Source organism: Candidatus Phytoplasma ziziphi, from assembly GCF_003640545.1.
Lineage (GTDB): Bacteria > Bacillota_I > Bacilli_A > Acholeplasmatales > Acholeplasmataceae > Phytoplasma > Phytoplasma ziziphi.
The window spans coordinates 403,998-420,883 of record NZ_CP025121.1 but is presented as its reverse complement, the minus strand read 5'-3'; the positions used below and the strand labels follow the sequence as shown (position 1 = coordinate 420,883).

Sequence of the window (16,886 nt, the reverse complement as noted above, 5' to 3'; positions counted from 1 at the left end):
ATATTTTTTTAATTTTATCTTGTGCTAATAACTTATTTATTATCAAAAAAATAACTATTTTTTTAATATAAGTTTTTTTATATTTTGATTATTAATTATTTTCGAAATAAATTTGAAATAAATCAAATATATAATATTATATTTATAATCAATAATAAACCCATAATTAAAAATTATACTAAAATTTTTGTTGATAATTAAAAAGTTTAATTGATTTTGGAAAATTTTTTATTGATATTTCACCAAAAGGCAAAAAAAGGTGGACTTATTCACAATGTGGTACTTTTTAAAATAGAGAAAAAATATTAAAAGATTAATTTTGAAATTAATTCCTTTAAAAGATTATTTAAAATAAAAAAAATATTATTTAGTTATTGGTTAATTAAAAAACTAATTAACTCCTACACTATACTATATCCCAAAAAAACAAAAAAAGACCAAAAGTGAAATGACCTAAATAACATACATTTTAAATAATTTTATTGTTTTAAAACGAAATTTAGGCATTTAAAAATAATAAGAAAATTAAATTTTCTTATTATTTTATTTTTATGATATTGATTAACAATAATAATTAAATTTAATTTAAAAAAATAATAAAAAAAAGATTATCAAATGTTGATAATCTTTTAAATATTTTTAATAATTTCTAGAATATTTTAATAAAGATACGTCTTTTTGAATATGTTCGTTACGAGCATGGCAATTGGCTAAATTGCGACATTATATCGTATATTTGCGCCCTTATTTCATAGATTATGGTTTAACTGGTGGAGGCGTAGTGTCGCAATAGGTGTCAAATTTTATTAACCATTTATCATCAAAATAGATAGGAAACTCAATTGTATTGGTAAAACGCATAATATCAGAAGAAAAATAATGTTTTATATATTCATATTTCAACTCTGAATTAACTTCTCGAGTTTGTTCTCCGTTTATCCCATCACTACCTCTCGTTATATTTCCTCGCAAACAATGTAAAGTTTTATTATTGTTTCCTATTTTATTTTTAATTTCACTACCGATATATTCGTTTCCTTTTTTAAAATAACACTGATTTTCCCATTGTTTTAAGGCTATATTATATTCTTTTTCCGTTGATGGATTTAGATTCCATGTTATTTGTTTATTAACTATATTAATTTTTTTATTTTTATTAATTAAACAATAAATTAAAATAGAAATTAAAATCATTAATGTAATATAAATATTTTTTTTATAATTTGTGTTTTTTTTGATATTTTGCATAATTTTTTATCCTTTTTTATTTATTTTAATTATAACTTTTTTTGAAATTTAAACACTTTTAAAATAAAAAAAGAACTTAAATGAATAAGTTCTTTTTGTTTTGATTATTGCATATGAAATGGTTTAGTTAGAGGTGGTTGCGGCGGCCACAATAACCATTAAATTTAACTTTCGTTTTATCAGAAAATTTCATTTCATCGCCAATAGAAAGATTTTTAAAAGCATAGGTATTATTGAAATAATTATATTCTCCATAATAATGGATTACATAATTATTTTTATTCACATACTAATAGGGACTGATAGTCTTATTGTCGTCTGGTTGAAATATTGTAGTATCGCACAAACTAATATAAATTTTTATCTAAATATTGAAATAAGCCATCTATTCTCTTACCACTCCATGTTTCTCTAGATTTAAACAAACAATAGTTTTTCTAATGTTGTGGGACTGTGTTATAATCATTTTCTTATTTTTTTTGTTTGTCTTGTTTGACTTTGCCGAAAGGACAGTTCATGATGTATTTATAGTCGTAAGTTTCACATTTGAAACAAGTATTATTATTTGACCATATATCATTGAGATAATTCCATCCAATGTTATTACCTGGACTGTTCCAAAAGTTTAGACACTTTTTATTTTAAAATAACTCTTTAAGACTAAAAAATTAATAGATAATTTCATATCTTTTCAAACTAAAGAAATATTTTGTTGAATTAAAAAGTGTCTAAACTTTTTTTAATAATTCTTTAATTTCAAAAGATATTTTTTTAAATATTGTACCCTTACACTATATAGTTAGGTAAAAAAAGTGAAAAACTCTCCAACAAAATGAAAAAAAATTAACTTTTATTATTAATTATATTATTTTTCTTAAAAAAAGGCGCACTAAAATAACCTTTTACAAGGTTATATTATTTTATTTTACATCAACTAAAAATTTATCTCAAATTTTGAATATATTGAGATGGAGTTGAATTGTTTAATTTAGTTAAAATCCATTTAGTATTCCAAAATTTCGGAAAATGATTAATTAATTTTTTCATTTTATCAGGAGATTTTTGAAATAAAAATGGATGTTGATGTTGTAAAATACTTTTCATTTGGCCGAAAAAGTTTTCAATGACGGCGTTATCACGAGGGGTGGCTTTTCTTGACATGCTGATTAAAAAACCTTTTTTCGTTAAAGTTTTTTTGAATTTTGATTGATTGATAAACTTTGCCTTGATCGGAATGAATAATACAAGGTTCTTTTAATAAAGGTAATTTTTTTAATAGTATTTAAAACTAAATTTTTATTTTGTTGGTTCGAAACATGTGAAGCGATTATTTGGTTGTTAAAAGAGTCAATAATACAAGAAAAATAAAGAAAACCTTGATTAGTTTTGAAATAAGTGATATCAGTAAAGAGTTTTTGGAGGGGTTTGGTGGCCATAAAATCTTGATTGATTAAATTAGGAATTATTTGGAGATTATTTTTTAAATTACGATAAGTAAAATTTTTTTTAATTCTTAAACAACAATTAATGTTATTTTTTTTCATGATGGTGTAAACTTTTTTCTTGGTGATAAATTCATTAAAGGTTTTTTGGTATAAATCAGTGATTTTTCGATGGCCGTAAAAATATTGATAATGGAGACATAAAGCTTTAATTCTTTTTTGTTGTAACAGGTATTTTTCTTCTTTTTCTTTTAGTTTATTTTTCATTTTCAACCAATAATAATAAGTACTTCTTTTAATTTGAATTGTTTTTAAAATAGTGGTTAAATTAAGAGTTTGATTGAATTGGTTGACTAAATGAAAAACCATTTTTTTATCAATTTTTTTAATTTTTTCAATAATTTTTTGTAATAATTTAATTTTTTGTTTTAATTTTTGCATCTTAATACCAATTATTTTCAAATACATCAATTATTATAACTCTAAAAGATTTTTTATTGGATAAATAAGCTCTTCAGCGCTTTCATCTTTTTTTTCATATATATAATAAATAAATACTTGGTAAGGCAATTAATTTAAAAATTAAATTTGATTTAATGATTGAAATAAATTAAAAAAATAAAATTACTTAAAAAAGAGGTTTTTATGATATCGATAAATAATAATGATATTAAAAATGATAATGCGATAATATCAAATATCGATATCATTATTATATATCAATATAAAATATAAAATATCACTGGTTGAATAAGTTAGTCTTTATATAGATTATTTTTAAAGACAAACTGTTAGTAAACTGTTATAAAACTGTTATAAAACTGTTAGTAAAGTGTTATAAAGTATTATAAAGTTGTTAGTTTTCTTTTTTTATTAAATATTTATACATAGGATGTAGTTTTTTCACCCGATATCCTTGTTTATCTTTTGTTAAAAAGAATTGAATATATTTTAAGTCTTCTTTTCGATAATAAATAATGTTTAACCCTTTTTTATAGTTAGTTTTCATGGGTTTATGGTATTTATCTAGTTTTTGAGGGTCTAATTGATATAATTGTAAAGTTTTTAATTGGTTGACATCAATTTTCCCGATTAATTCTTTGATGATATTTTTAAATTCATTTTTATAATTGATTTGGAAGATATTAAATAGGTGTTTAAGGGGGTTATTTTGGCTTTTAAGCGGGGTTAAATCAGAAAGTAATAGTTTACCTATTACTAGAAGAGAAATTATCATTAATTAAGGTTATTTTTGTTTTTTTCATTTCTTCTAAGATTTGAGGATCGACAAAGAGAGTTTGGTTTTTCGGACGGTAATTAGCTTCTTGGTAGGTATTTTTCTTTTTAGAATGAGCAATAATAGTGAGATTGATTAAATCTTCTTTTAATATTTTTAAAAAGTTTTTAATTTGGGTTAAGTCGTTAGGGGTGGTTTTTGTGTTCCAACCTCCGATTCTAATTTCTTGATTGGTATCTTTTTTCATCTTTTTTCTCCTTTTGGGTTATTTAGTATTCAGTTATTTTTCTAATAGTTTTTCCGTCTGATTGATAATGAGTTTTTTTAACCTTGTTACCAGTATTTTTATTGTATTCAGTTACAAAATTAATAGTTTTACCATCAAATTGATAATAAGTATATTTAACTAGTTTACCTGTGGCTTTATCGTATTCATATACACTTTTAAGAATTTTTTCGTCAGATCGGTAATAAGTTTTTTTAAATGGCTTTTTATTATTTTTATCGTATTCATATACACATTTAATAGATGTTCCATCAGGTTGATAATGAATTTGTTTAATGGCTGTTTCAGTTTCTTTATCGTATTCACCAATAAATTTTTTCCTGCCATTATTAATAAATTTTTCTATAATTGTTTTCATTTGTTTTCTCCTTTTTGATTGTTTGTTATAAAAATAAAAACCCTAAATAGTTGAATTTAGGTTTATATATACTTTTATGAGAGTGTGTTAATGTATTTATATGTATAGATGTTATATATTGGTGTAACAAAATAATAATTTAATTAATTACTTCTACTTTGTCTTCGCCAAAGAAATGAACCGCTAAATCGACGATGATTTTATTTTTGGCCTCTTCATAAGTAATGTATGGGTCTAAAAAACATTTTTGATATGCTTCTTTTCCGTATTGACGTAATAAATCATCGACATCTTTACAAGTTTGGTCGTAAGGAGGTAAAATGTGTCTAATTTCGTATAAAAGTTTGCTTCTTTAAGTTGTTCTCCTAAGGCTTCACTTCGTTTTCGGCCTGTCTCGTCGTTATCTAAGGCGATAATGACTTTGATATTTTCTTTTTTGAGAATTTCTAGTTGAGATTGAGAAAGTAATTGAGTGACACAAATGAGACCGACCACGTTTTTAATACTATTTTGCCAACAACTAATGACATCAAAAAAACCTTCATGAATGATAATGGTTTTTGTTTGTTTGATAAAAGGTAACGCTTCAAAAAAACGATAACTAAAATGAAAGGTCGGTGTTTTACTAAAATTATTTAATGATTGATATTTTGGTTGAAAGTAAGAAACTTCGCGAAAATGGTTTTGATAAAAATGAAAAGTTTGATGATAACCATTTTCAATGGGGATAATAATTGAACCATGGAAAGTATCATGATAATATTTTTTTCTTTGTTGATTAGTTTTTTCTTTGATAAAACCATATTCTAATAATTTATCGATATTAATATTTTTCTTTTGACAGTAATTTACTAACCGAAAAGATAAAGGTTTATCAGATAATGGGGCATAGCCTAGTTTAAATTCTTTAATAGTTTCTACAGTGAGTTTTCTTTTTTGAGTTAAATATTCTATTCCTGGTTGGCTTTCGTTGTTGCGATTAATGGTTAATAAATAATGATAATAATCTCTAATTTGGTTGAATAAGGGTGAGATTTTTTTAAATAATTGTTTCTTTTTGATATTAATTTCCTGTTCGTCAACTGGTTGTTTTGGTTTAATTGGATGATATGGTTGTTGAAAAGGGTTAGTAGTTGTTTGCGTTGTTTCTTTTTCTTGTTGGATTAAGGTTTTAAATTCGAAAGAATTCATAAATCCTTCTATTCTTTGAATCGCTTTAGAAAAAGATTTAATTTGACGGATAGTCATATAAACATCAATCAGATCGTAATCTCGACCACATTTCCAACAATGAATTTTGTTAGTAGAAGTGAAATGACAACAAGTAGGATTGTTTCCTTGATGAATGGGACAAGGGAAACGATATTTGGGGTTGAAGTTTGGTGGTATGATATTTAATTTTTTTAATAAAACTGACATGGGGAAATGAATTTGGATGTGTTTTATTTTTTCTTGATAATTCATTGATAAATTCCTTAATAATTTTCTAATAGATAAGGTAAGATATAACCTATTTCTTGAAAGGTTTGGGTGGTCATTTCAAAGTGATAAACTAAGTTTTTTTTAGTACCACTTCGATTCTTTTTAATAGATAATTCAATGATTTTTTGAGATTCATTGTTTTTTGATGCTAAATATAATTGATTACAATTTTGATTATAGATATTCAAAGGTTTTTCTTGGTCTTTGGATAGTTTGGGTTGGAATTCAGACATCATTAAGACGATGTCGGAGTTGGTTTCGATACCACCACTTCCTTTTAAAGCGGTGATTTCAGGGGATTTTCCTTGGTAATGGCTATAAGTATCTCTCGAAAATTGTGAGAGAATGATAATAACGATGTTTAATTCCATGGCTAATTGTTTGAGTTTAGTCATAATTTCGTCAATGGCTAGACGGTCATTTTCTAAATGATTTGTGGCTTTTGTAATTTGAAGATGATCGATGACAATCATTTCAACTTTTTTTTCTAAATGAAGGCGATAAACTAAATCAATGATATAATCAATGTTTTTACTTTTGTCATAACTAAACGATAAATTAATGTTAACAAAAAATTGTTTGGCTTGTTTCATCCTTTCCGTGTATTTGAGTAGTGTGATGTTTAAATCTTTCAAATTTTTATCTAAAATAACATCTAGAGGAATTTGAGTTTGGTGGGCTAATAATCGACTTAAATTTTCTTCTAAGGTCATTTCATAAGAAAAAACTAACATATGGGGATAATGTTTAGTTTCTTGATGTTTGGTTTTGGCGATATCTAAAAGAAGATTGTAGACAAAAGTGGTTTTACCTAATCCAGTATAGCCCCCAATGGTGATGATTTGACTTTTTTTAAATCCTTTTGTGGCTTGATTTAAGCCTCGGAAAGTTTTTGATAAGCGGTAATATTCTTCTTGGATTTTTTGTTTGGATTGTTGATCGGTTTTAAAAAACTCAGGATGACAAGAGGACATTTGATTTAAAGTTAATAAGGTTTGGTCTGATTTGTGAGGAATCAAAGTCATAAATTTTCTTAATTTATCAAAGATTTCTTGGTAATATAAGTTTTTAGTGTAAGGATCTTGATTTTCAAAAGAAGGACTAATAAATTTTAAGAGTTGTCGGAACAGTTTTTCTTGGGTATAGGTATGTTTTAAGTTATCTAAGAAATTAAGGTTATTTTCCTTACTAAAATCATCACTTAAAAAAGATAATGATTCTTTAGTAAAGTTATCTTGGGGGAAATAGGTTTGAAGATAGGTGAGTAATTCTTCGATTATCTCATTTTGAGACTTTATTTTATCAAAGGGATGATTAGTTATTTTTCCTAAAGTTAAATATTTTAAGGCCTGAAAGATTTTTGTATGTTGTTTATCTAAAAAAGATTGTGGATCAATGAGCTGAAAATAAAAACTTAATTGTTCAGCTTTATTTTGGTTCATATAGGAAATGATTTGTTTTAACGCTTTTTGTTCGTTGGTTAACATTTTATATTAAATCCTTTTTTATTTTTTTAATGATGTTGATGTTAGAAAAAGGGATGAATTGACGGGTAATTAAGTTTTGTAAGAAATTGTTGGCTGAATTGGAAAATAAGTTAATTACTTGATTAATGCCTTGGATTTTTCCTTGGTTGATTTTATTGTTTAGTCTTTGAGTTTCTGGTTCGTTGTTGATTAATAAATAAAACTCAAAACGAGTATCTAATTTTTTGAGTTGTTGGGCCTCTATCATGGCTTGTTTATAGCGTTCACGAAGACATGTTTTAAAATTAAAAGCGATGATTCTTTTCTTTTTAGTAAATAAAACTAAATCAAATTTAATGTCAGGGATAAAAAATAAATTTACTTGAGGGTATAAATTAGTGATTCCTTTATTGTTTAAGTATAATAAAATTAAATATTCATTGATTTTACCACAAATGACTTTTTGACTTTGAGAGTTGATGTTATTTTGGTTAAAATAATGGTTTAATTGTTGGTAATTGGTTTTCATATACTTGTCAACAGAAAGATTAAAGGTAGTTTTTTTAAAAAAACATTTTAAGATTTCCACAGTTTGGATATTAGTATTAAATTGTTGAATATTAAAAAAATCTTGGTTATTTAACATTTGATATTCCTTTCTTTAAATAAAAAAAACCTTTAAATTAAGGTCTTTTGTTGGTTTTTTTAGTTTTAAAAATTCTTTTTGTTTTCCAGGTAATGATGCCATCTTTATGAATGGTTTTGATTTTTCCATTAGAAAAATAGATGTAAGTATTGCCATTTTGGCAGGTCTTTTTAGTTATGATCGCCATTTGATAGTACTCCTATTTGTTTAATAATTTGTTTGACATTAGATTTGATAGAATCACTTCCGTTTAAAATTAATTTATTAACTCCACTAGTATAATGAGTGATATAATGATCATATCCTTGGCGAACATTTTGAAAATAAGTTAATGATTGTCTTTCAATGAGATCTCTTTGATGGTTTTTTTGATTTTTCTTTCTGGTTCTTCCGATAAGAGGGTCAATGTCTAAATAAATTAATAAATCAGGTTTTTTTAAGATAGTTTCATGATTTATCTTAAAGATCTTTTTTAAAGGTAAAAGTTGTTTCTTTTCCTTAGAAAAGGGAAATAATTGATAAGCATAAGTAGATGGTAACCAACGGTCTAAGATAATTAATTGGTTATTTTTTAATTGAGGAACAATTAATTCCGCTTGGATTTGAGACATATTAGCCAGACTTAAATAAAAACGAGTGATATAATCTACTTGTTGAAAATTTAAAAATAAATCTCTAATTTCCTTCCCAAGTGAACTACTCCCTAAACCTTGATACAGTTGATGAGGGGTTTTTAATTGGGGTTGAAGGGCGTGAATAAGAGAAGTTTTTCCACTCCCGTCAAGTCCTTCGAAAACGATTAATTTCATGATTGATTTCTCCTTTAATTTTCAATTTGGGTATAAAAAAAAGACCTTCAATTTGAAGGTCTAAAAGTATGAATTAATTATTTGATTTTGCTTAATTGTTTTAAATAAGTGGTTTTTTCTAATTCGTTTTTGGCTTTGGTTAAAAGAGTTAAGTATTTTTGACTATCTTGAATCATTTTGGTAATAAAATTATTGTCTAAGTAAATTCTGACTACATGATAATCATTATCATTAAAATAAACTAAAAAGTAGGCAAATGTTGCTTGGGAACAATAAAGTTGACATTGGACTTGGGCCCAGTAGTATTGAGGGATATGTTCGAGTTGAGGATGAGTTAAAAACTGAGTCCAAGTGGATGATATTGCTTGATTTTCATTCACAAAAGGACATTTTATTTCTAAAACGATTTTGTTTTGTTCGTTGTAACCATCTAAAGAAGCAGAAAAAAGATTAACCTGATCGTCAGTAAAAATAGTATCTTCAAAAATTAGATTAGTCTTGTTAATAAAAAATTGACGTGCGATTGGCTCCATTTTTTGTCCATGAAGAGTATATTGATTGGAAGTAAAAGTCGTGCCAAAGAGTTTATCATGGACTAATTGTTCCATGGAACGAAAGGGATCTAATCCCGTAATGGAGGCGATTTCGGAGGCGTTGATGTATTTTTTGCGGTGTTGGTACCATAATTTGGTACGTTGATTTAAATTTTTGATTTGCATTTTTATTTTTCTTCTTTCTTGAATATTTTTTTAATTAATAATATCAAATATTTACCTAAATAATAAAATAAACGGAAAAGGTAATAAATAGTTTTAATGATAAAATCAATTAAATATAATAAATGAGGGATAAATAATAAAATAATTATTAATAAACCCAAGTTTAACCATTGATTTTGATAAATAAGAAAATAACTACTTATTTTATGAAGAATATTATTTAACTTAGTTAACCAAGTATTAAATAGATTCCACATGATAATTTGAATTCTTCGTGGTTAAATATTGATAAAATTGAATTTCTTCATTAAATAATGGTTTGTAATAACGAATTAAATATTCTCCTTGCACATAATATAATAATTTTTGTATTTGTGTAATACCGCTCCCATATTTTTGAAGACAATTGTCTAAAAGATATTTAGCGATATCAAATATATTAAATTCTTTTTTTTGGTTTGTCATTTTTATTTCCTTTTTATTTTTAATTTGTTTTTCTAATTTTTTAATTTGATCTTTCATTAGTTTTGCCTTCTTTCTTTTTTTTGAATTTAAATTTTTGTAATAAAAAAAGAATTAAAAATTAATTTAATTCTTTGGGTTTTTTGGGTGGCGGAGTAGTATCTAAAAATTGATAATATCTTTTATCAACACATTCTACACCGTCAATCTGCCAATTATCATAGATCCAACCCTCTTGATATGTATAATAATGGGTGTTGCCGTTTTCATCATAAAGGGTTTTGTTAGAACGACCGATTTTACTTCGGACTTCATTAACTGTATAATAACCGTTATATTGGATATAACATTGTTTTAGCCAATTTAAATATTGAGTGTGATAGTTGTCTAACAAATTAAGTTTAAATGATAAATCTTGGCAGATGATGTAATAAATTGTATTTTTAGTTTCAAAAATATGTTCTATTATTGTAACGTCAGTTGATAGATCAAATTTTTTATCAATAATAGATTCTTTTTTCACTTCAATGTCTGCGTGAAATCGCATTAGGCGTTGGTTATATTTTCCTTCGAAATTATAAAAGTTATTATCTCTTTTCCAATTGCGAATAGCTTCATAAGGGTTTTCAGAGTCGGGAAGGTCAATTTTTATTATTTTTTTGTAGATATCAAAAGTAAAAAGATAGATGTTTTTAGCACCATTGGAAAGTTGTAGTAAATCTTCTATACTTTCTGAAGTAATTTTGGTTTGGGGAGAAACACTTAAAATTCTAATACCATCGTCAAAATAAATAGCATCTATTTCAGTTTTATTGAGATTATTTAAGGTTTTTTTCGGCAAAAGTAAAACTAAACCAGTATTAGGGGTAGCGTTATAACAGCCTAATTTAATGGTTATTGGTTCTTTGATAACATTATTTTTAATTAAAAAATCATTAATGATTTTTTCTTTGTTTTGGATTTGGTCGGCAAAAATATTGGTTTCTATTAAATTGATTTCAGGTTCTATTTCGTTAAGAATTACATTAGCGTCCCAAAAGACAAAAGCTTCTTCAATGGCGATTTCGTATTTTAAAAGGTCTTATAAGGTATATTCATTGTCTTTAACGGGATATTCTTCATTAAAAGGATTAAATCTTGATTTAAAATAAACACCTAAGAGACCTTCTGGTGGTTTTTTTAAATACAAATCAATGTATTTGTCGGCACTACGGTTATATGAAGGTGTTATCGATATGTTTGTCGTTTCCATTTTAATTTCAAAATATTCCAAAATTTTAGGAATATCTTTCCTTGATGAAACTCTGATATCATAACGTTTGAGTTTTGGTTGAGTTGTCAACCATTCTTGTTTAATGGCTTCGTATTCAGCTAGTTTTATAGGGAACTTGTGGTGACAGTGAAAATATGGTTGCGCAAAAATATAAAATGAAATAAAAATTGTTATTAAAATAATTATTAAATATTTTAAATATTTAAATAAAGGGAATTTTGGTTGAACGCATAATTTGGTGACACCTCCTTAGATGTGGATTTTATTATAAAATTGTGTAAAATAAAATACTTTGCGTATGAATGATCTTGATGTTTTTTTTCGTATTCTTGTTTTTCTTGTTGTTGTCGTTTTTCATATTCTTGTTGATTTATTTGTTGATTTTTTAGAAACTTATGTCCTAAATATAACCAAACTAATGGAATACAGATATCAACTATAATAGCAACTATGCCTAAATAATCTTGCGCTTGCATTTTTACCCACTCCTTTAGTTTATGTTTGTTTTCTTTTACTTTTTGTTATTTATTTTTATTTATTTATTGACTACTTGAATTATCAAATATCTTTGTATAAATTACAACAAAAAAAGATTCTCATAGAGAGAATCTTATATGTGGATATATGTTAATGATTGCGATTATTATTATTGATAATGTGATAAAATAAATTGTTTTGTTGTTCTAAATTACGAATTAATTCGTTGTAATTATCTCGAAGCATTATTAAATTTTGGAGACGTTGGGGTTGTAATTGTTCGTCGGTCATCAGTATATATTCAATTATATTGTTTCTTTCTGTTGTGTATTCGCGCATCTTGTTGTTATTTCTAGTGATGTTTTGCCAAACTAAATTATTATTGTTAGTATCTATGGCCATTACTTGTTTATTATTGTCAATGACAAATAATAATCCTAAAAAAATAAATAAAATTATTTGAAATAAAAATAAATGTTTTTTTAATTTAAACATTAATTCATAACTCCTTTAATTTTTTATCCCTCGGATGGGGTGATTTCGTAGAGTTTTTGAAGTTCGGAAAGGGGGGGAGCCGAATAGACGATTTGTGGAGGTTTCATCATAATCACACTGTATTGAATCTCTTAATTTGATGGTACCAGATAACATTCCTTCGTACATTATTTGTTTACTTTCTAAGGAACCAATTTGGTTTGAAATTTGGGCATAAAAAAAGACCTTCAATTTGAAGGTCTTAGAGTTTTAATTATTATTTAAATTTACTTAATCGTTTTAAATAAGTTGTTTGTGATAATTCTTGTTTGGATTTGTGTAGTAATTCTAAATATTTTTTACCATCTGCAATCATTTTATTAATGAAGTTATTGTCTTGATAAATTCGTACCACATGATAGTTTTGGTCGTTAAAATAAACCAAAAAGTAAGCAAATTTAGCTTGACTACAATAAAGTTGACATTGAACTTGGGCCCAGTAGTATTGAGGAATATTTTCTAAATGAGGATTGGTTAAAAAACTAGTCCAAGCGGATGAGACTTCTTGGTTTTCATTAACAAAAGGACATTTAATTTCTAAAACAGCTTGATGTTGTTTGTTGTATCCATCTAAAGATGCGGAAAAAAGGTTAACTTGATCATCAGTGAAAATGGTGTCTTCGAAAATTAAATTGGTTTTTTGTATGAAAAACTGTCGCGCGATAGGTTCCATTTTTTGGCCATGGAGAGTATATTGATTAGTGGTAAAAGTGGTACCAAAGAGTTTATCATGAACTAACTGTTCCATGGAACGAAAAGGGTCTAACCCCGTAATGGAAGCAATTTCGGAAGCGTTAATATATTGTTTGCGGTGTTGATACCATTCTTTGGTACGTTGTGATAGTTTGATTTGCATGGTTATTTACCTTTCTTAAAAATTTTTTTTAATAATGAAAAAAGATATTTTCCTAAATAATAAATAAATTTAATTATATGATAAAGACATTTAAAAAGAAAATCAATTAGATATAAAAAATGGGGAAGAAATAATAAAATAATTGTTAATAAACCTAAGTTTAACCATTGATTTTGATAAGTAAAGAAATAATCACTTATAGTTTTAAGGTTGTTGTTTAACTTAGTTAACTAAGTATTGATTAATTTCCACATGATTGGGTTGCTTCGTGGTTAAATATTGATAAAATTGAACCACTATTCCTTGTTTTAGTTGGTTAATGCTTAGTTTAATGGTTAAAAGGTAGAATTTAATGACATAATAAATGGTGATAATTGGAATAAATGAAAGTAAGGTGATGACGAAAAAAATGAGATTACTAGGTAGAGATTGAAAGATTTTTTTTATTAACATAGTTTTTTGTTTCCTTTCCAAGTTGTGTGTGTTGTTAAATAAAAAAAAGACCCTTTGAAAAGGCCTTAATTAATTAATAAGATTTAATTTTAAATTATTTTTTTAAATTATCAGGTTTTTTGGAAAAAGAACCTTTTTCTTGAGTTTTAGTTTCTTTAATTTTTTCTTCTAATGTTTTTATTATTTCTGGATTTGATAACATTTGAATAATTTTATTTCTTTCTTCTTCTGAATAATTTTCAAGAGTATTATATAATTCGTAATATTTTTTTACATTATTTTTTGCTTCTTCCTTGGATGAAATTATATCTTTTCCATTGTTTTTAGACGCAGCCATTATTTGATGAAAATTATTAGTAATTAAGAACATTCCTAAAATTATAAATAGAAAAATATTCAAGAAAAATAAATTATGTTTAAATTTTAACATTATTTTAAAACTCCTTTGATATTGATGATAATAATAAATACATTTTAAATTATTTAACATCTTCTAGAATTATTTGGTTGATTTGGGTTTAGTTGGGTTTGTTGTATTATAATATTAATTTGTCTTTGATTTTGGTCTATTTCTGATTGAATATTTCTTAAATTATTTATTTGTTCTTCTGAAGCATAAAGTGGCGTATTATTGATAGCTGTTATCATCCTTTTGTGTTAACGATAAATATTCTCTTTCTAATTGAATTCTTGTTGTGTTATTATCAAAATTTCTTAACATTCGTTCCTGATTATTTAGTTGTCTTTGTTGATAAATTATTATTTGTTGATGTATTTGTTGTAATTGACGTAATAAAACATTAATTTCTGTTTCTGGACTATGATTAAAAAGAGCATTAATCAATTATTAAGATATTCTTCCTTGATTTAATAATAAGTTTCTAAAAGTATTATATTCATTATTATTATCAACAATTGAATTATTTTCAGATATATCGTTATTATCCATTGCCATAACTTGATAATTATTAATGATGAATAATAATTCTAATAAAATAAATAAAAATATATTCGATAATAATAAATTATTTTTGATTTTAAACATTAATTAATTCTCATTTAATATTGATAATAACAATAAAATATGCTTTAAATTATTTAAAGTCTTTTAGGATTATTTGATTGATTTGGATTGTTTTGTTGTGGCATCGCATTGGAACAATAATTTGTTGAACAGCGATACGACTACTTAATTCAACATTTTGCCTCATAAAATGGCTAATAACTTCTTCAGAAGAGTTATTTATTTCTAGCATTAAAAATTTGTTGAATTATTCTATTTTGTTGCAAATTTAAATCTCGTAAAATACTAAATTGTAATTCAAGATTAATATGATTATTATCATGTCCGTTATTTGGCGAAACATGACTATTATTCATCGCCATCACTTGTTTATTTTTAATAATAAATAATAATCCCAAGAAAATAAACAAACAAATACCTTATTATTTTAAATTGATTTTGTAATTTAACATTATTTTAACTCCTTTTATTAATTCAGAAAAATTATTTTTGTTCATATTGCCAAAAAATATACATACTTTCAGCTCCATTACCCATTTGTTTTAATTCTTCTAAAGTATATTTATCATCTTCATCATCTCTTGTACTATTATCAAAAAAAACACCTAATAAATTATGAGGTGGATTTTTAATTTTCCATATCATTGCAAATTCTGCTATGTTTCCATTATAACGTGGACCAGTTAGTGTAAAATCAAAATATTGTGAAAATGGTTGAAAATTTTTAATAATATTAATATTTGAAAAAGTTACATTAACGATTCTCATATTACCAACAAACTCTTCATTAGGAGCTGCCATTACTTGTTTATTATTGTCAATGACAAATAATAATCCTAAAAAAATAAATAAAATTATTTGAAATAAAAATAAATGTTTTTTTAATTTAAACATTAATTCATAACTCCTTTAATTTTTTATCCCTCGGATGGGGTGATTTCGTAGAGTTTTTGAAGTTCGGAAAGGGGGGAGCCGAATAGACGATTTGTGGAGGTTTCATCATAATCACACTGTATTGAATCTCTTAATTTGATGGCACGAGATAACATATTTTCGTACATTGTTTGATCAGCTTCTAAATTGGCGATTTGGAGTGAAACTTGAGTTATTTGATGCATTATTTCATTTCGTTCGTCTTGTAATTTAGAAATTTCGGCTTGCAAACTATCATAGTTGTTTTTTCTCGTTGTTCTAATTGATTCAGGTTGATTTGGCAAATATTTGAATTGTTTTTGGTCTTCTTGTTTTACATTAATTTTTTTTTGTTTATCGTCAATTTTTTGTTGTAAATCAAAATTGGTTGATTCTAATGAAGGAAATTTATCTTTAATTTCTTGAATTTTGAGATGAAAATTATCACATTCTTCTTGATATTTATCAATGTTTGCTTGGTCTTGGTTTTGAAAATTTAAATATTGTTTCCACATTTCTCTAATTTGATCAATTTCTATTTTTTCTTCTGGGGAAATTTCTTTGGGTAATAAAGATTTGTCATCAGTTTTTGATGTGATATAAACTTTAACTTTATCATAATGATCTTGAGTAATTTTAAATTTAGGAATTATTTGTTTTATTTTATATTTAAATGCTGTTATTTTTTCTTGAATTTGATTAAATTCATTTTCATAATAATTTTTTTTAATGATATCTTCTATACGATATTTAGTTATATTTATACCATTAAATATTTTAGGGAAAGTAAACGAATCTTTTAAATCCTTTAAATAATAATTATAAAACATGTTTAGATCAGATTCTAAATATTGTAATTCATTAGTGGAATCATAATATTTATTACTATCATTTTTTTTAATTTCAAAATTTTTTTTTAAAATCATAAAATCTTCTTCTAATTTTTTTATTAATTGTTGTTTTTCTGCGATTTTATTTTTTGTTGAAGATTCTAAATTATCAATAATTTTTGAAGTTGTTGGAGGTGTTAGAATATTATTATCTTTTTTACCATAAGTAATTATAATTGCTAATATTATCCCAGTAATAACTACGATAGTTATTAAATGTTTTTTTAAAAAATTATTATTATTCATAAATTTCATTTCCTTTCTAATAATAGTAATTATTATTAAATATTAAAATATGAATATTATCACTAT

Annotated in this window: 22 protein-coding genes and 3 pseudogenes; all 25 read right to left on the bottom strand. The window is 25.0% G+C overall.

Translation table 11 applies throughout. The annotated features are described in order from the left end of the window. Positions 1 to 756 precede the first annotated feature (756 nt). A complete protein-coding gene (locus tag CWO85_RS02140) occupies positions 757 to 1,248 on the bottom strand; it encodes a hypothetical protein (RefSeq protein WP_121464021.1) in 492 nt (163 codons plus the stop codon). A 942-nt stretch (positions 1,249 to 2,190) separates the two neighbouring features. Further along, positions 2,191 to 3,131, bottom strand: a pseudogene (locus CWO85_RS02135) (IS3 family transposase). Between the two features lie 415 nt (positions 3,132 to 3,546). Then, positions 3,547 to 4,174, bottom strand: a pseudogene (locus CWO85_RS03845) (phase variable surface lipoprotein). Between the two features lie 22 nt (positions 4,175 to 4,196). After that, entirely contained in the window at positions 4,197 to 4,571 is a 375-nt protein-coding gene (locus CWO85_RS02125) for a DUF2963 domain-containing protein (protein ID WP_121463938.1), read from the bottom strand. A 139-nt stretch (positions 4,572 to 4,710) separates the two neighbouring features. Further along, positions 4,711 to 6,035 (bottom strand): annotated as a pseudogene (locus CWO85_RS02120) (toprim domain-containing protein). An 11-nt stretch (positions 6,036 to 6,046) separates the two neighbouring features. Next, positions 6,047 to 7,540 carry a replicative DNA helicase gene (locus tag CWO85_RS02115; RefSeq protein ID WP_121463831.1) on the bottom strand — a complete coding sequence of 498 codons (1,494 nt, stop codon included), beginning with the start codon at positions 7,538 to 7,540 and terminating at the stop codon, positions 6,047 to 6,049. Position 7,541: 1 nt separating this feature from the next. Further along, positions 7,542 to 8,165, bottom strand: a complete 624-nt coding sequence (locus CWO85_RS02110; RefSeq protein WP_121463830.1) for a hypothetical protein — start codon at positions 8,163 to 8,165, stop codon at positions 7,542 to 7,544. A gap of 37 nt (positions 8,166 to 8,202) precedes the next feature. Then, positions 8,203 to 8,352 carry a hypothetical protein gene (locus tag CWO85_RS03730; RefSeq protein ID WP_201736602.1) on the bottom strand — a complete coding sequence of 50 codons (150 nt, stop codon included), beginning with the start codon at positions 8,350 to 8,352 and terminating at the stop codon, positions 8,203 to 8,205. Continuing rightward, the gene (tmk, locus tag CWO85_RS02105) at positions 8,336 to 8,974 is read right to left on the bottom strand and encodes a dTMP kinase (RefSeq protein ID WP_121463829.1); all 639 of its coding nucleotides are present in this window, start codon (positions 8,972 to 8,974) and stop codon (positions 8,336 to 8,338) included. Before tmk ends, CWO85_RS03730 begins: the two co-directional genes overlap by 17 nt. Before the next feature lie 77 nt (positions 8,975 to 9,051). Then, entirely contained in the window at positions 9,052 to 9,693 is a 642-nt protein-coding gene (locus CWO85_RS02100) for a YqaJ viral recombinase family nuclease (protein ID WP_121463937.1), read from the bottom strand. Between the two features lie 2 nt (positions 9,694 to 9,695). Further along, entirely contained in the window at positions 9,696 to 9,950 is a 255-nt protein-coding gene (locus CWO85_RS02095) for a hypothetical protein (protein ID WP_121463936.1), read from the bottom strand. Next, a complete protein-coding gene (locus CWO85_RS02090) occupies positions 9,934 to 10,215 on the bottom strand; it encodes a Panacea domain-containing protein (protein WP_121463935.1) in 282 nt (93 codons plus the stop codon). Before CWO85_RS02090 ends, CWO85_RS02095 begins: the two co-directional genes overlap by 17 nt. A gap of 61 nt (positions 10,216 to 10,276) precedes the next feature. Then, positions 10,277 to 10,996: a hypothetical protein gene (locus tag CWO85_RS03785; protein WP_236628354.1), complete on the bottom strand. Its 720-nt coding sequence runs from the start codon at positions 10,994 to 10,996 to the stop codon at positions 10,277 to 10,279. Positions 10,997 to 11,236: 240 nt separating this feature from the next. Then, on the bottom strand, positions 11,237 to 11,497 hold the full coding sequence (locus tag CWO85_RS03780; RefSeq protein WP_236628353.1) for a hypothetical protein: 261 nt from the start codon (positions 11,495 to 11,497) through the stop codon (positions 11,237 to 11,239). Between the two features lie 125 nt (positions 11,498 to 11,622). Then, a complete protein-coding gene (locus CWO85_RS02080) occupies positions 11,623 to 11,904 on the bottom strand; it encodes a hypothetical protein (protein ID WP_121463933.1) in 282 nt (93 codons plus the stop codon). Positions 11,905 to 12,055: 151 nt separating this feature from the next. After that, on the bottom strand, positions 12,056 to 12,400 hold the full coding sequence (locus CWO85_RS02075; RefSeq protein ID WP_121463932.1) for an SVM family protein: 345 nt from the start codon (positions 12,398 to 12,400) through the stop codon (positions 12,056 to 12,058). 15 nt (positions 12,401 to 12,415) lie between these two features. Further along, positions 12,416 to 12,568 (bottom strand): hypothetical protein, encoded by a 153-nt coding sequence (locus tag CWO85_RS03640; protein ID WP_161554978.1) that lies wholly within the window; start codon positions 12,566 to 12,568, stop codon positions 12,416 to 12,418. Between the two features lie 88 nt (positions 12,569 to 12,656). Next, a complete protein-coding gene (locus CWO85_RS02070; RefSeq protein WP_121463931.1) occupies positions 12,657 to 13,295 on the bottom strand; it encodes a YqaJ viral recombinase family nuclease in 639 nt (212 codons plus the stop codon). Positions 13,296 to 13,842: 547 nt separating this feature from the next. Further along, entirely contained in the window at positions 13,843 to 14,178 is a 336-nt protein-coding gene (locus CWO85_RS02060; RefSeq protein WP_121464019.1) for an SVM family protein, read from the bottom strand. Between the two features lie 53 nt (positions 14,179 to 14,231). Continuing rightward, positions 14,232 to 14,396, bottom strand: coding sequence for a hypothetical protein (locus CWO85_RS03775; RefSeq protein WP_236628352.1), 165 nt, complete (start codon positions 14,394 to 14,396; stop codon positions 14,232 to 14,234). Next, a complete protein-coding gene (locus CWO85_RS03770) occupies positions 14,377 to 14,592 on the bottom strand; it encodes a hypothetical protein (RefSeq protein ID WP_236628351.1) in 216 nt (71 codons plus the stop codon). The genes CWO85_RS03775 and CWO85_RS03770 overlap by 20 nt, the downstream gene beginning before the upstream one ends. Before the next feature lie 3 nt (positions 14,593 to 14,595). Continuing rightward, positions 14,596 to 14,793, bottom strand: a complete 198-nt coding sequence (locus CWO85_RS03765; protein ID WP_236628350.1) for an SVM family protein — start codon at positions 14,791 to 14,793, stop codon at positions 14,596 to 14,598. A gap of 194 nt (positions 14,794 to 14,987) precedes the next feature. Continuing rightward, positions 14,988 to 15,182 (bottom strand): SVM family protein, encoded by a 195-nt coding sequence (locus CWO85_RS03760; RefSeq protein WP_236628349.1) that lies wholly within the window; start codon positions 15,180 to 15,182, stop codon positions 14,988 to 14,990. A 73-nt stretch (positions 15,183 to 15,255) separates the two neighbouring features. Next, positions 15,256 to 15,666, bottom strand: coding sequence for an SVM family protein (locus CWO85_RS02045; protein WP_121464018.1), 411 nt, complete (start codon positions 15,664 to 15,666; stop codon positions 15,256 to 15,258). Between the two features lie 23 nt (positions 15,667 to 15,689). Then, a complete protein-coding gene (locus CWO85_RS02040; RefSeq protein ID WP_121464017.1) occupies positions 15,690 to 16,820 on the bottom strand; it encodes a hypothetical protein in 1,131 nt (376 codons plus the stop codon). Positions 16,821 to 16,886 lie beyond the last annotated feature (66 nt).